The sequence below is a fragment of the Virgibacillus sp. DJP39 genome (assembly GCF_049310925.1).
GTDB lineage: Bacteria > Bacillota > Bacilli > Bacillales > Amphibacillaceae > Virgibacillus_F.
Map to the genome: position 1 here is coordinate 1 of NZ_JBMERP010000086.1, position 14,323 is coordinate 14,323.

17 protein-coding genes and 2 pseudogenes are annotated in these 14,323 nt (G+C 37.4%); 6 read left to right on the forward strand and 13 right to left on the reverse strand.

The window, feature by feature from the left end; genetic code table 11:
- Positions 1–258 precede the first annotated feature (258 nt).
- Positions 259–870 carry an NAD(P)H:quinone oxidoreductase gene (gene wrbA / locus ACOI1D_RS18465; protein ID WP_422503329.1) on the reverse strand — a complete coding sequence of 204 codons (612 nt, stop codon included), beginning with the start codon at positions 868–870 and terminating at the stop codon, positions 259–261.
- Between the two features lie 220 nt (positions 871–1,090).
- Here wrbA and ACOI1D_RS18470 point away from each other — a divergent pair, with 220 nt between their 5' ends.
- On the forward strand, positions 1,091–2,341 hold the full coding sequence (locus ACOI1D_RS18470) for a GGDEF domain-containing protein (RefSeq protein ID WP_422503330.1): 1,251 nt from the start codon (positions 1,091–1,093) through the stop codon (positions 2,339–2,341).
- 119 nt (positions 2,342–2,460) lie between these two features.
- Here ACOI1D_RS18470 and ACOI1D_RS18475 read toward each other — a convergent pair whose 3' ends face one another.
- Positions 2,461–2,838: a c-type cytochrome gene (locus ACOI1D_RS18475; RefSeq protein WP_422503331.1), complete on the reverse strand. Its 378-nt coding sequence runs from the start codon at positions 2,836–2,838 to the stop codon at positions 2,461–2,463.
- A gap of 210 nt (positions 2,839–3,048) precedes the next feature.
- Here ACOI1D_RS18475 and ACOI1D_RS18480 point away from each other — a divergent pair, with 210 nt between their 5' ends.
- Positions 3,049–4,056: an LLM class flavin-dependent oxidoreductase gene (locus ACOI1D_RS18480; RefSeq protein WP_422503332.1), complete on the forward strand. Its 1,008-nt coding sequence runs from the start codon at positions 3,049–3,051 to the stop codon at positions 4,054–4,056.
- A gap of 307 nt (positions 4,057–4,363) precedes the next feature.
- Here the strand turns inward: ACOI1D_RS18480 and ACOI1D_RS18485 are convergent, their stop codons facing one another.
- The 4 genes from ACOI1D_RS18485 to ACOI1D_RS18500 form a co-directional block, all read right to left on the reverse strand.
- Positions 4,364–4,963 (reverse strand): response regulator, encoded by a 600-nt coding sequence (locus ACOI1D_RS18485; protein ID WP_422503334.1) that lies wholly within the window; start codon positions 4,961–4,963, stop codon positions 4,364–4,366.
- Complete coding sequence (locus ACOI1D_RS18490) at positions 4,960–6,096, reverse strand: sensor histidine kinase (RefSeq protein ID WP_422503336.1); 1,137 nt, start codon at positions 6,094–6,096, stop codon at positions 4,960–4,962. The genes ACOI1D_RS18485 and ACOI1D_RS18490 overlap by 4 nt, the downstream gene beginning before the upstream one ends.
- A gap of 100 nt (positions 6,097–6,196) precedes the next feature.
- Positions 6,197–7,243 (reverse strand): fatty acid desaturase, encoded by a 1,047-nt coding sequence (locus tag ACOI1D_RS18495; protein ID WP_422503337.1) that lies wholly within the window; start codon positions 7,241–7,243, stop codon positions 6,197–6,199.
- A gap of 213 nt (positions 7,244–7,456) precedes the next feature.
- The gene (locus ACOI1D_RS18500) at positions 7,457–7,945 is read right to left on the reverse strand and encodes a PaaI family thioesterase (RefSeq protein ID WP_422503338.1); all 489 of its coding nucleotides are present in this window, start codon (positions 7,943–7,945) and stop codon (positions 7,457–7,459) included.
- 127 nt (positions 7,946–8,072) lie between these two features.
- Here ACOI1D_RS18500 and ACOI1D_RS18505 point away from each other — a divergent pair, with 127 nt between their 5' ends.
- The gene (locus tag ACOI1D_RS18505) at positions 8,073–9,050 is read left to right on the forward strand and encodes an NAD(P)H-quinone oxidoreductase (protein WP_422503340.1); all 978 of its coding nucleotides are present in this window, start codon (positions 8,073–8,075) and stop codon (positions 9,048–9,050) included.
- 282 nt (positions 9,051–9,332) lie between these two features.
- Entirely contained in the window at positions 9,333–10,391 is a 1,059-nt protein-coding gene (locus ACOI1D_RS18510) for an NAD(P)/FAD-dependent oxidoreductase (RefSeq protein ID WP_422503342.1), read from the forward strand.
- Between the two features lie 64 nt (positions 10,392–10,455).
- On the opposite strand, the gene ACOI1D_RS18515 is transcribed toward ACOI1D_RS18510, so the two are convergent.
- Complete coding sequence (locus ACOI1D_RS18515; RefSeq protein ID WP_422503344.1) at positions 10,456–11,244, reverse strand: PAS domain S-box protein; 789 nt, start codon at positions 11,242–11,244, stop codon at positions 10,456–10,458.
- A 79-nt stretch (positions 11,245–11,323) separates the two neighbouring features.
- The gene (locus tag ACOI1D_RS18520) at positions 11,324–11,650 is read right to left on the reverse strand and encodes an MGMT family protein (RefSeq protein ID WP_422503356.1); all 327 of its coding nucleotides are present in this window, start codon (positions 11,648–11,650) and stop codon (positions 11,324–11,326) included.
- Positions 11,651–11,771: 121 nt separating this feature from the next.
- Here ACOI1D_RS18520 and ACOI1D_RS18525 point away from each other — a divergent pair, with 121 nt between their 5' ends.
- The gene (locus ACOI1D_RS18525) at positions 11,772–12,056 is read left to right on the forward strand and encodes a phospholipase (protein ID WP_422503346.1); all 285 of its coding nucleotides are present in this window, start codon (positions 11,772–11,774) and stop codon (positions 12,054–12,056) included.
- Here ACOI1D_RS18525 and ACOI1D_RS18530 read toward each other — a convergent pair.
- The 3 genes from ACOI1D_RS18530 to ACOI1D_RS18540 are packed head-to-tail and all read right to left on the reverse strand — an operon-like array spanning position 12,053 to position 12,996.
- A complete protein-coding gene (locus ACOI1D_RS18530) occupies positions 12,053–12,523 on the reverse strand; it encodes a hypothetical protein (RefSeq protein ID WP_422503348.1) in 471 nt (156 codons plus the stop codon). The two genes, ACOI1D_RS18525 and ACOI1D_RS18530, sit on opposite strands and share 4 nt — an antisense overlap.
- 5 nt (positions 12,524–12,528) lie before the next feature.
- Positions 12,529–12,783, reverse strand: coding sequence for a hypothetical protein (locus tag ACOI1D_RS18535; protein WP_422503350.1), 255 nt, complete (start codon positions 12,781–12,783; stop codon positions 12,529–12,531).
- A 30-nt stretch (positions 12,784–12,813) separates the two neighbouring features.
- On the reverse strand, positions 12,814–12,996 hold the full coding sequence (locus ACOI1D_RS18540; protein ID WP_422503352.1) for a hypothetical protein: 183 nt from the start codon (positions 12,994–12,996) through the stop codon (positions 12,814–12,816).
- Positions 12,997–13,095: 99 nt separating this feature from the next.
- Here ACOI1D_RS18540 and ACOI1D_RS18545 point away from each other — a divergent pair.
- Positions 13,096–13,227 (forward strand): annotated as a pseudogene (locus tag ACOI1D_RS18545) (ABC transporter ATP-binding protein); the annotation flags it as partial.
- 4 nt (positions 13,228–13,231) lie between these two features.
- On the opposite strand, the pseudogene ACOI1D_RS18550 reads toward ACOI1D_RS18545, so the two are convergent.
- A pseudogene (locus ACOI1D_RS18550) lies at positions 13,232–13,495 on the reverse strand (ATP-binding cassette domain-containing protein); the annotation flags it as partial.
- 259 nt (positions 13,496–13,754) lie between these two features.
- Complete coding sequence (locus ACOI1D_RS18555; protein ID WP_422503354.1) at positions 13,755–13,904, reverse strand: hypothetical protein; 150 nt, start codon at positions 13,902–13,904, stop codon at positions 13,755–13,757.
- Positions 13,905–14,323: the final 419 nt, after the last annotated feature.

Here is a 14,323-nt window from a genome sequence, read left to right on the forward strand (position 1 = left end):
CCAAAAAAATGCGGATGATGTTTCTATGAATAATTCAGGATTATAGTACTAGATGCCTGGCCTTTATTCCTTCTTTCACTCTTCGGTCCCTTGCTTACGCATATCGCCGCTATCAAGCCCTCTTCGCTTTTACTGGCTAGCTGCGAGGGCTAGCGGCTCGTGTCGTAAACAAGTGACACTTCGAGTGCTTAGAGCTTGCACTCTTCGGTCACTTGTTTACGCATGTCGCCGCTATCAAGCCCTCTTCGCTTTTCTTATTTACTGGCTGCCATTTTTTATCATTGTTGCTACTTCGATTGTACGTTTTGCCTGATGTTTTACTGCCCCTTCTACGTCTTCTACCATTTTTCCATCTTGCCCCACTGTCACACTTGTTCCATATGGATTTCCACCAGCACCAAACAATACTTGGTCAGAGTAACCTGGAGCTACAACGATTGTTCCCCAGTGAAACATGGAAGTATATAAAGCTAATAAAGTAGCCTCTTGTCCTCCGTGTGGATTTTGTGCTGATGTCATCCCGCTTACTACTCTGTTGACTGTTTTTCCACTAGCCCACAGACCACCTTGTAAATCAAAGAATTGTTTCATCTGAGAAGGCATGTTACCAAAACGAGTTGGTATGCTGAATATTATTGCATCAGCCCATTCTATATCATCTGAAGAAGCTTCTGGAACATCCTTTGTTTCCTCAACGTGTGCCTGCCAAACGGGATTAGATGCTATCGCTTCCTCTGGAGCAAGCTCGGCAACTTTTCGCACTTTTACTTCAGCTCCTGCATCTTTTGCACCTTCCTCTGCCCATTTTGAAAGTTGATAATTATTCCCTGTTGAACTGTAGTAAATCACTGCTAATTTAACCTCTGACATCTTTTTCGACTCCTTCTATTTTACTGCTTCCGAGCAAACAATGTTTACACTTTTTTAGTTATATCCAATTAGCACTAGTTTATCTATTTTTTTCAATCAAAAATGAAGAGTAACAATAATTATTCGGAATAACTTATATAATGTAAAATATTTCTACAAATGTGTCTATTTGTGAGTTAAAATAAGATATAAGGTCTAACAAAGGGGAGAATGTTCCATTATGCACGAGGCTAGAAAGTTTATTTATACTCTATTAATTGCTTCCATTATATTAGCTTTAAGCACGCCACACTTGTTAATTGATACACCTACATATCTATTAACACTTGGATTATTATGGCTGTTTTCAAGTCTTTATGACCATTTCAAATTAATTGTTAAAAGTAAATTAAACTCAGGTACGTATATTGATTATGGAATTAATTATAGTCTGGCAATTGCTATTTTCTCAGGCCCCCTTGGACTGCTTATTTACGAAATAATTATACGGTTAACCGAATTCATTAACAAAAAGATAACCAAAACTGCTGAACAGCATGAGTTTATCCATACCCTGTTCAATATAGGTTCTTTCACATTAAATGGAACAATTGGGTATTACCTCTTTTACATACTGGAGCCGTCCTTTCAAGCTGTTCCTTTTGGATATTGGATATTAATGTTTCTTCTCCTTAGTGTTATGTCAATTATCTCGGACATTTCAATTATTACTGTGTTTAAATTATTGAAAGAAATAACCACAAAAAAGGAAGCGATAGATTTTGTCAAAACAAGGTCAGTTCTAGATATGGCAAAGGTATCTTTTACGAACGCTTTGTTACTTGTTTTTTTACTGGAAAGACAATGGGAAATTATCGTCTGCCTGCTCATACTTAATTACCTGGTTAGTCGCTCGTTTCTTGATAAATCACAATCGATGCAAAATAAGGTTGAGCGGGACAAGTTTGAACAACTGGCCTATTCTGATTTTTTAACAGAGTTACATAATCGGGCATACATGGACAAAACAATGGAGAAATTAAGCTCGTCAAATGAACTAATTGGAATTGTAGTAGCAGATATCGACTCTTTTAAGCAAATTAATGATTCCTATAACCACGCAATTGGGGATCAAGTAATTAAGGAATTCGCATTAATTCTGAAAAAATTTCTAACTGAAGAGGATTATGTATTTCGTAGTGGTGGTGAAGAGTTTACACTATTTCTTCGGGGTAAAAGCTACGATGAGACATCCGAATTAGTTTATAAAATAAAGAATGCAACTGAATCTGGTATGGTAAACACAGTCTTTAAAGGTGAAGATGTAACTGTTTATTACACCGCATCATTTGGGTTGTTTTACTTTAAAGCAGATGGCAATATTTCAATGGACAAGGGCTATGTACACGCAGATCAACTTTTACTTATTTCGAAAAAAAATGGCAGAAATAGAGTCACAGCAAACAATGGAATGATAAAAATTCCTGTGTAACTCTTTATAAAATCGCCAAGCTTAGTTTCACTTCTGCCAGTAAGAAAATTTTTTATATTTTCTTTATCGCAAAAAATCCAAGAAATTGAATTCTTGGATTTAAAGTACCAATATGTTACTTATTCACCCATTGTTGCTAGTGTTTCAGCAACATATGCAGAGACATCGGCAATTTCCTGTTCAGAAAGCTGGTCTTCAAACGCTGGCATTCCGCCCCCGCCATTTTTAACCTGTTGAACTATCTGATCATATGTTAATTCGCCACCTGTTAACGCTGGCGCACTGGCACCCGCTCCTTCTTGTCCGTGACAAGAAAGGCAGTTAGCTTTGTAAATTTCTTGTCCATCTTCTGCATTGCCTTGTACAGTAGTTGTTTCTCCACCGCTATCACCGCCAGATTCCGACCCCTCTTCTTCTCCACCGCCTCCGCAAGCAGATACGATGACAACTAACGCAAGAAGTAGTAGGGAAACTAGAAACTTTTTATTCTTTAGCATTACTTCACCTCCATAAGTTTATCTTCTACCATATTTTACTAGTTAATAACTTTAAATAAAAATATTCCAACTTAGTATTTCTAAGATTTTTATAACTATACCCTTAATATCTAATCTCAAACCAAAGAGCAGATAGGTGGACGTTAAGAGATAGAAGACGTATCATTTCCTTAGAAAAGATTTGTAACCATGAGGAGTGAATAAATATTTATGTCTAATAAAAGCTTTAATCATATTCCACTATCTGTCCTTGACTTGGCTCCTATCATAGAGGGAGGAAATGCAGGGGCATCTTTTAAAAATAGCGTCGAACTTGCACAGCACGTTGAAGACTGGGGCTTTAATCGATACTGGCTGGCAGAACACCATAACATGCCTGGAATTGCCAGCTCAGCCACTTCAGTCATCATTGGCCATATAGCTGGTGCAACGAAAGAAATTCGTGTAGGTTCTGGAGGTGTAATGCTGCCAAATCATGCAACTCTTGTTATTGCAGAACAATTTGGTACCCTTGAAACATTATATCCGGACAGAATTGATCTTGGAATTGGTCGTGCACCCGGAAGTGATCAGGCGACTGCATATGCACTTCGTCGTACATTAAATATGCGAGTTGATGATTTCCCAGCACAATTGGAGGAACTTCAGGAATACTTTAAGGAAGATTCTCAGAGTAGAGTCCGTGCTGTACCTGGAGAAGGATTAGAGATTCCAATTTGGCTTCTTGGTTCAAGCGGTTTCAGCGCACAGTTGTCGGCAGAAAAGGGTTTACCTTTTTCTTTTGCAAGTCATTTTGCACCTGATTATACAATACCAGCATTAAACCTGTATCGTGAAAACTTTAAACCTTCAAATGCGCTTTCAAAACCTTATGCGATGTTAGGAGTAAATATCATTGCTGCGGATACTGATAAGGAAGCAACGTGGCTAGCAACTTCACAGCAGCAACAGTTTCTGGGCATCAGAAGTGGTAAACCAACCAAGTTAAAACCACCTGTTGACAACCTTAATGAGATGTGGTCAGCGCTCGAACTGGCTGCTATTGAAAAAACTCTCAACTCTGGCTCAACGATCATAGGAAGTCCAGAGACTGTGAAAAAGAAGCTATCCAAGTTTATTGATGAAACTAACGCAGATGAAATTATCATAAACTCTCAAATTTATGACCAAAAGACAAGATTACGCTCCTATGAAATAGTAGCAGATTTAATGAATTAACCCAAAAAGCAAAGAGGACCATAATCACTGGATTATGGTCCTCTTTGAAAAAAATTATTGTCTAGCTACGGCACTAAACGGGCGCTTGCGCTTTTCCTATTTTGTCTAGCTCCAGCGCCCAGCGACTAGCAAACTTTACACTCCTTCACTACGATAAGTCAACATCGGCTCGTTCCTCAGAGGAGGGCCGACTAAAAGTGGACTTGCCGTCCAACGTCGGCATACCCCTGTTGCAGGGGTATGTTTCCTTTATCTCATTGCGGAGTGCTCCAGTTTGTACGTCGCTATACGGGCGCTTGCGCTTTTCCTATTTAAACCATCCCTTTTCTTTGAATTTTGAAATTGCCTCAATACGGTTTGTTACATCTAGTTTATCAAGTATTACGGAGACATAATTTCTAACAGTTCCAGTTGTAAGGAAAAGTTCACTTGCAATTTCTTTTGTGTTTTTACCACTGGCAATCAAATGTATTACTTGTTCCTCTCGTTCCGTTAACGGACTGCCAGTGCTATAAGCCATATCGACCAGTTCTGGTGCATAAATCTTTCTTCCATCCATAATTGTACGGATCGAATTGGCTAAGTCTTCACTTGGACTGTCCTTCAACAAATAACCGCTTACGTTGGCATTTCTGGCACGTTCAAAATAGCCAGTTCGAGCAAACGTTGTAAGTACAATAACTTTGCAGGGGTCATCCTTTAACTCCTCTGCTGCATCCAGCCCGGTTTTTAGCGGCATTTCAATATCCATAACGCAAATATCAGGGCGGTATTGCTTGACCAGACTTAAAACCTCTTCACCATTACTTGCTTTTCCAACTACTTGCATATCTTCTTCTAAATCCAGTAATGATCCAAGTGCACCTAGTAGCATTTGTTGATCTTCAGCAATAACAATCCGAATCACAACAATCCCTCCTCTTTCGAATGTTTAATTATGTGTGGGACCTGTAACGTAATAGAGGTTAGATCCGATGAATCTATATCCAAACGACCGTTTACAAATTCTAAGCGTTCTCTCATCCCTTGAATTCCGTGTCTTTTATACGAGTCAATTTCATCCGAAATGCCGACTCCGTTATCCTGGACTGTAATTAATAATTCCTTTGGTAGCTGACTGATTTTTATTCTACAGAAGGTTGCTTTACTGTGTTTGACAATATTTGTAACAGTTTCTTTTAAGCACATGCTAAGTACATTTTCCACTAAAAGAGGAACATCACTCAATTGCCAGTTTCCTTCAACAATCAGATCTATTTGCGCTGCATCCAGTATTTGCTCAACTCGAATTAATTCATCCTCAAGCTTGGCTCCCCTCATATCAGAAACCATTTCTCTTACCTCTTTTAATGCCGTTCTAGCAGTTTGATGAATATCACTAATCTCATTTTTTGCAGAGTCCGGGTTTAGGCTTACTAACTTTCCAGCTAAGTCGCTTTTCAGTCCAATGAGTGAAAGCTTTTGTCCCAACGTATCATGTAAATCACGAGCAATTCGCTGACGTTCCTCCATCACAACTAATTGAGAAATTCGTTTGTTTGCGTCCTTTAATTGGCCTTCAAGTTTCTCCTGTTTGTTACGATTGTACATGTTAAACGGAAGCAAAATAACACCAATGACACTTATCACAATAAACGGAATTTGTGCAAAAAACGCATCACTAAGTATGAAAAAGCTAACACTGATCGCTGCAATAGTTGTAACTAAATGGATTACGTATAATGTGATAAACCCAACCTTACTTTGCAAATTACCTATGTAGAAGGCTAAGAATAATGAGAAATAGACGTACCCAAAAAATAATGTCATCACAATACTGATTGTCATTTCAATACTCACCGACAAATACACAGGCCAGCCTTGTGATAAAAAAGATAAACGATAAGTAGCGAAAAACAGAACAATCATCACAATACCAATAATTACTTCAGGTGTTGAAGATGAACGAAAAACGAAATAAAATGGGAGAACACAAAAGATTATCCAAGCGTACGAGCTAAGCCCCGTATTTCTTGGAATAATATGATACCAGTTTTGCATAAAAACTCCTCCCTTCTATCATTATCCTACTATAATTAGTATATCAAAAAAACCCTTCATAGCTAGCTGAAGGGCCTTGATTTTATAAATAGTTCCATACTTATTTTTCTTGAAAACTTGATCTACCTGTATTTGCAGTAGCAGCTGGTTTCTTTAGAATATGATTAATTTCCTTAAAGGATTTAAATGTACGACTTGACTCATCATACAAGCGAAATCGAATCGACTTTAAACTAGTAGCTAACGTAATTGTTGTTGCTTGTTGCAATGGCGGTGTTGATTCATGTGCTTTTTCCAGATTATAGTTAGGCACCCTTGGACTCAAATGATGCACGTGGTGAAAGCCTATGCTTCCAGTCAACCATTGTATTACTTTTGGTAGTTTGTAATAAGAACTTCCATCCACAGCAGCTTTTACATAATCCCATTCTTCTTCTTTTTCAAAGTAGGAATCCTCAAACTGATGCTGGACATAAAACAACCAAATACCCAGTGAACCTGCAATAAACAAAATTGGTAATTGAATCATTAAAAATGCTTGCAGACCAACAACCCATATCAAAAGTGCGTATAATGCAACGATGGAAACGTTGATTAAATACGTGTTAACACGTTCTTTTCGTTTCGCATCTTTACGATTAAAACGACTTGATACCAAATATAGATAGATTGGGCCAAAACCGAACATTACTAGTGGATTACGATATAGACGATAAGACAGCTTGCCCCAGTATGAAGCAGCAATATATTCATCTACAGTCATTACCCAAACATCACCCGTTCCACGCTTATCCAGGTTACTACTTGTAGCATGATGGATTGAGTGTTCCCTTTTCCACTTTTCATATGGGAACAACGTAATGATTCCAGTTATTGTCCCGACAATTCTATTTGCTTTTTTATTTTTAAAAAACGACATATGTGTACAATCATGGAAAATGATAAAGATCCTTATAACAAACCCTGACGCCAAAACTGCAAATGCAAGGGTTAACCAGATGGAAACTGACAAACTTTGATACGCCAGGAACCAAAGTAGGAAAAAAGGAAGTATCGTATTGATTATTTGTTTGATACTAGCCCGCAAGTCCGCTGTTGCGAATGGTGCTACATTCTTTCTTAATTGAGTTTGCTTTTCTTTGCTCATAATGTCCTCCTATGATTAGGATATATTTTTAGCAGGAGGGAAAGTATAAAGCTTTCCTTCCTAATGTAAGTGCAACTTAGGCTTTCGCCATTAGGTAATATTGTTTGAATAAACATCTATTCTTTATTCACTATCCTAATCATAAAAGAATACCTTTCACTAAATAAGTCATAAACGTCAAGAAGCATACATGACAAGTGTCATATATTTTAGTTATTTATTTCGTGTAAAAGACTCAGGCATTATGACAGCAAGCACCTCTCCTCTAGCACTAACAACTCCATCAGCATATACCTCAGTCAAAACCTTCCATTTTTTGGGGTGAATTTTTTCAATTGTACCAGTCGCAACTAAAGGTACATCCTGAGGTGTTGGTTTTAGAAAATCCACCTGAAGTGATCCTGTTACAAAGCGCGGTGGTTCCTCTCCAACACCTGGCTCATACCCATTTTCCCGGTGCAATGCGAGTGAAGCTGAACCTGTCCCGTGACAATCTATCAACGAAGCAATGAGACCACCATATACAAATCCGGGTATTGCAGTATGTTCTTTATTTGGTATATATGTCGTGATCGTATTATTCCCATCCCAAGTCGTCCGGAAATGATGACCACTTTCATTTAGTCTCCCGCACCCAAAACACCATGCAAAATCTGAGGGGTAATCGTCTTGAATTGCATGAATGATTTTCTCTGTAACCATATTTCTCCTCCTTTTATCTGATTTCATACAGTATACATGATTTTAATTTATCAATTGTTAGATTAGAAATTTACTTTGGTGTAATATAAAGAGAAAGGGATAAAATTAAACGAAGAGGTGACAGGTTATGAAGGCTATTACTGTTAAACAACCAGGTGGTCCGGAGCAGTTACAAATTTCTGATCAGCCCAAACCGGAAATTAAATCTGGACAATTATTGGTTAAAGTTAAAGCTGCAGCCATTAATAGAACTGATATTGTAAGTCGCGAAGGCAAATCGGGTTATTTAGCCAACCCAGTCCTTGGGGTAGAAGTATCAGGAATAGTTGAGGAAGCTGGTGAAAATACAAACATTGAAGTTGGCAGCCCTATAATGGGACTTGTGAATGGCGGTGGATATGCCGAGTATGCTGTTATACCGGCTGATAGAGCCATAATCATCCCAAAAAATCTATCCTACGAAGAAGCTGCCGCTATCCCCGAGGTATTTCTGACCGCTTTTCAAACCCTATTCTGGTTAGGGAATTTACAATCAGAGGAAACCGTACTTATTCATGCTGGTGGCAGCGGAGTCGGGACAGCTGCTATTCAGCTAGCAAAACAACTAGTAAATGCTACCATAATTACAACAGCTGGTTCTGACAAAAAACTTGAATTTTGCCGTTCACTTGGTGCAGATACTTGTGTTAATTATAAGGAACAGAATTTTGATGAAAAAGTACTAAGCGTTACAGACAATTCAGGTGCGGATGTTATTTTGGACTTTATTGGTGCATCCTATTGGAAGAAAAACTTTCAAAGTATAAAGGTAGATGGCCGGTGGATTCTGATTGGCTTACTAGGTGGAGCAAAGCTTGAGGAATTCAATTTGATGGAAATTATGGCTAAGCGGATACAGTTGAAAGGTACGTTACTTACACCAAGAAGTGACCAATACAAAGCAGAGTTGACACGGGATTTCGTTAAAAAAGCACTCCCACTTTTCTCCATAGAAAAACTAAAACCAGTAGTTGACCATATATTCTCTTTTGATGAAATTCAAGAAGCTCACAGGCATATGGAAAGCAATAAAAATATCGGGAAAATTATAGTAAAGGTAGATTGATTTTAGAAGTAAAGACAGTATAAAAACTTTCTTTCTGCATAAGTGCAACTAAGTGGCCATAAGACTTGGCGATAAGCCAAGTTTTCTAAAGTTTTCCCCCAGTTTTTTCTAGTCTTCCCCTATTATTTTTGGTAATCTTATACTAGACACTTACATCGAAGTTTGACGAGAAGTAGATACTCGTACAAACCCGATTGTTTCAACTAACATTCTGTAGGGGGAAAGATACAAAATTCCGACTGAATGAAGTTTCACTTTACTTAACAGAGATGAGGTTTTTCTATGAAGCGTTTGGTTATTTTAGGTGGCGGTTATGGCGGAATGATGATTTTGTCAAATTTGCTGGACAAGATTCCTGGGAATGTACAAATCACTATGATTGATCGAAATCCATATCACTCCTTAAAAACCGAATATTATGCAATTGCAGCAGGTACTACCTCTGACAGAGATGTTAGGGTTGATTTTCCGAAACATGATCAAGTCGACTATGAATTTGGTGAGGTAGCGTCGATTGATTCAGTTAACCAACAAATTTCATTCAAGGATAAAAGTAACTCTGTAAGCTACGATTATCTGGTTATCGCACTTGGATGTGAAGACAATTATCATGACATTGAAGGTGCAAGTAAATTCACTGAAAGTATTCAAACATTTTCTAATTCAAGACAAGCTGGCTTAAATATAGGGAACTTAAAAGCCTATGGTAAAGTTACAGTTGTCGGGGCAGGCCTAAGCGGAATTGAAGTTGCGTCTGAAATTCGTGAAAGCAGATCCGATTTGAATATTCGTCTTCTGGATCGTGGTGAAACAGTTCTAAAACCATTTGATTCAAAAGTACAGAACTATGTGGAAGACTGGTTTGTAGACAATGATGTTGAAGTGCTGCATAATGCGAACGTTGAATATGTTGAAAAAGATGGAGTCTGCAATAATGGTGTCTGTTACGTTAATGATGTAACAATTTGGACAGCAGGTGTACGACCAAATTACTTGGTAAGAGAACTACCGTTTGAAAAAGACTCACAGGACAAAATAATCCTGAATGAATTTTACCAGGTTCCTTCAAATCAAAATGTATATGTAGTAGGAGATTGTGCTTCTTCTACTTATTCGCCAAGCGCTCAGTTAGCCCGACAGCAGGGTGAGCAAATCGCAGATATTCTGGCAGCAGTATTAATAGATGAAGAACCGAAAAAACCAAAAGAAATAAAGCTAAAAGGTACACTAGGTTCCCTTGGTAAGTCTGACGGATTTGGCAGCATGTTCTCAAAATCAGCTACAGGATTACTTCCTCGACTAGCGAAATCAGGAGTATTGTGGCTTAACAAACGTCACTAACATTTCATAAGATTAATTAGCCATTTGACAGGACGCTGGTTCCTGCAAATGGCTTTCGTTATAATTAGTCCGTGATTCTGCTGACTCCAAGATACTCCAGAGCTTGCTGTACAGTGGCCATCGTTTTAATAGCAGTAAGATCAACACCCAATTTAACAGCACTTTGTGTTAAGTCTGGTCTGATTCCTGTTATTATAGAACGAACGCCCAGCAATTGCAGCACATTACTGATTTTAAGTATATAGTCCGTTATCATTTCATCAAACGTGTAAATACCCGAGAAATCGATTATTAGTATTTGTACGTTTTTTTGTTGTACTTCTGAAGGTATTTTGTCTAATAATTGGATAGCTCTTTCCAAATCAATTGAACCGATAAGCGGCAAAACCGATATATCCTCCAGCAACGGTACAATTGGTGTGGACAATTCATTGACCTGCCTTTTGTGCTGCCGTTCTTCTTCTTTACGTTTGGTTATATCCCTAAGTGTAGTTTGTATAGCTTGTTTATCCCCAAAATCGATAGGATGACAATACAACTCAACTTCAGCAGACGATCCATCAGCTCTTACTATTGTTTCCTCAATCAATTCAGCTGGTATTCCTTCCTCTTGTGTTAAGCGTATCCTTTCCCTAATTAAATTTTTACTATTACCTTGAAAGCAATCTACTATAGAAGAACCAATTATTTCTTCTTTTGTACCTTTTAGGTTTTTAGCACCAGACTCATTAACATACAATATCTCTTCATTAGCATGAATGAGAATGGATTCTAAAGAATATTCGATAATCTGGCTATACATTTTTTCATTTTCCATAGAAACTCTAAGATCTTCAGAAAGACTAGTCTTCAAAATTCCCTCAACTCCTTGTCACAAAAATTATATTCTATTGTGTTAATTTAGAAAAGATTATATAGCAAAAACCGAGTGATTACTGCTCCACATCTAAAGACAATTCGGGGTGGTAGCGATAAGTTTTTAAATTGATTAACCCATCATTAACTTTAATTCCTTCTTGTTCCAATAACCACTGCTGACTAAAAGCACCTTCTACATCTTTTATTGCTATTTGCCCCTTGCTATTTATGACCCGATGCCAGGGTAAGTCATGTTTCCTACTCATCGAGTGCAGGATGCGAACAACCTGTCTAGCACCTCGTGGACTTCCAGCAACAGTAGCAACCTGCCCATACGTCATAACCCTGCCTGCTGGGATTTGTTTTAAAATAGATATTACATTTGCGGTAAAGGCTTTCATAATATGCAATTGGCTCCTCCCTGTGCTGTAGCACAACTATCATTTTTATAGGGTAACGGTCCAAAACCTAAAAACACACTAGCATAATATGTATGAATCAATATAAAAAGGAGGTTGTGTAATGGTTAATAATAGGCGAAACAGGATACCAAGTTGCGGTATATTTCCTGGTTATAATTGGTGTGGGCCAGGTTGCAGCGGTCCAGGCGCACCAGTAAATAGAGTTGATGCAGCATGTAAGGCACATGATGAATGTTACCGCATATACGGGTCCATCTGTAAATGTGATATACAATTCATGCGTCGTTTACAAGCCTATCGTACTCCTCAAACATTAGAAGGAAGACAGGCGAATGTAATGTATAAAGCCATGAAAATCAAATCGCGCTTTTCATGCGGTTATTAAGTTTGCTCGTTAGGAAACACCTTAATCCAACTAACTACATTAAGGACCACCAATAAACCTAGGTACAAATAAATACCATTACTAATCGTTAAAAAGAAGTAGTGACCAAGTGCAAACAGTCCTGCTAATAATGAGAGTAGTATATTTAAGCCAGTGTTCATATCCTGAGAAAACTCAACCGATTGTGTATATGGATACACACCGTCATTTAGTAATTTATAGGAAATGATTGTCTGGAGAAATCCAGACAGAAATACTACAAACAAATCAGGAACTATCCTAATAGAAAAGATCCAAGTGAACGCCGCACACAGTACGATAAAAATCGGCAAGTATAACTTAACGATAAAAGCTTTGACAGCACTACGATTAAAAGATGCTAAATTACTAACTGGTGCTGCCCGAAATACCCAGCTGCCTTTGTAGCTTTCCGAATACTTAAGCATATGCACTGCTGTTGGTATCATAATGCTTACTCAAACGGGGCTCCAAACCAAATTGGAGGTATAAAAACATGCCACCAGCTAAACGAGTAAGAAACTGCCAAGTCAATTATTTCAAAAGAACGAGCCAGAACTTGATAACCAAGCACGATTCCCACAGATAATATTATTTGCACAAAGTTGATAATGTCCTTTAAACGCTCCCCACTAAAGAACTGCAATGTAACAATGTAAATAAGGGCAGTAAATGCAATTATAAATAGCACATTAAAAAACAGAGCCACTATAAAGAGAAGCGAAAAAATTACTCCCTTTTAAATAAACATAAAAATTAGTGGCACCGCAACAAATGCACCCGTCAATAAACTCATGTAAATACTTACATGCACCATTTTTGCAGCACTAATTGTTCTTTTATCCACTGGCTTTGTACTTAATATATTCTTATCTCTAACGTCCAAAAGAACCGTTGAGAAATCTGATATCATAGAGGTCATAAGAAAAAACATTATTATTCCAAACATCAGACTGATTTGCAACATGTAGTTGTCGCCTAGGAAAATAAAAGGAATAAGGATTAAACCGTAAAGTCCATAGCTAATCGGTTAATGAGTGGATTTGAGATGAGCCATGTTATTCACACTCGAATTTCTGCATTTTCAAAAGGGATGAAACAAAAGGTTTTAATCATATCAAGCTTGCTGCACGATCCCGATTTATTGTTCTTGGTAAAGTTAAGTATTCACTTGCGGTTAAATTATCATAAATATCAGCATCTTCTGGAACGTAACCGATTTTTCTTTTATATGTATGGTCACCAGAGTCGATGTTTTTCCCGAAGATTTCCACCTCACCACGTTAATCTTCTATTAATCCAAGCATAATTTTTACCGTTGTGCTCTTCCCTGCACCATTTGGACCAATATACCCAATAATTTGTCCCTTGAACACGTCCAAATTTATTTCATTCAACACACGCTTCCCACCAAAATGCATCGTTAGGTCTCTAAGCGATAAAACCTTATCATTAAATTCAATTATAATCACCTTCTAAACTTAATAGTATAATAATTCTATCATAATAAGAGGGTGCTTACAGAAAATCATTCAAATTTCAAAAATGGGGCTGGGACAAAACCCTATAAAAATGAATAAACCGCATGAAATCAAATTTAAAAACCTTGATTTCATGCGGCTTTATTTTCTAAAATTAATCAGTTTTACACTTATGTCCCAGCCTCTTTTTTGCTCAATACTACTCTTCTTTCTTACTAAGATACTCATTAGGTGCTTCATCGCCATGTGCATTATTATTCTTAAACTGACTTTTTCTTCCGTTTCTATGCTCACCACTGTTTTTATTTTCCTTGAATTGGTTATTAAATTCCTTTTCTTTATTTACCATTTTGCTAAAAATCCCTCCTTCCAAAAGCAGATTACCTTAGTTTCAGGTTAAAATAGCATAATTATTCAGGTATCAGAATTGAATTGAATTGAACCGAACTACTATTTGTCCAATCATAAAACATATTCCTTCTTCTAGTGAATAGTATAGTTGGTGAGGGTGGGCGTTGGCGTTTCGCAGTACATGTAATTAAAATTACTCGTATTGCTCGACATACAAATAAATAGGAAACTAACCCTAATTGAAATAAATTTTAGATTATTCTTAAAATATTGTTTATGGAGACGACAACTAGGGAAAGCATTAGTAAAGCCACCCGTACTGCCCTTTAAACCTCCCCCATGATAGACATAATTCAATTCTTAGATATTTTTATACGAAGTTTTTACCAGTAACATGTTCATGTTTAAAAAATTAAT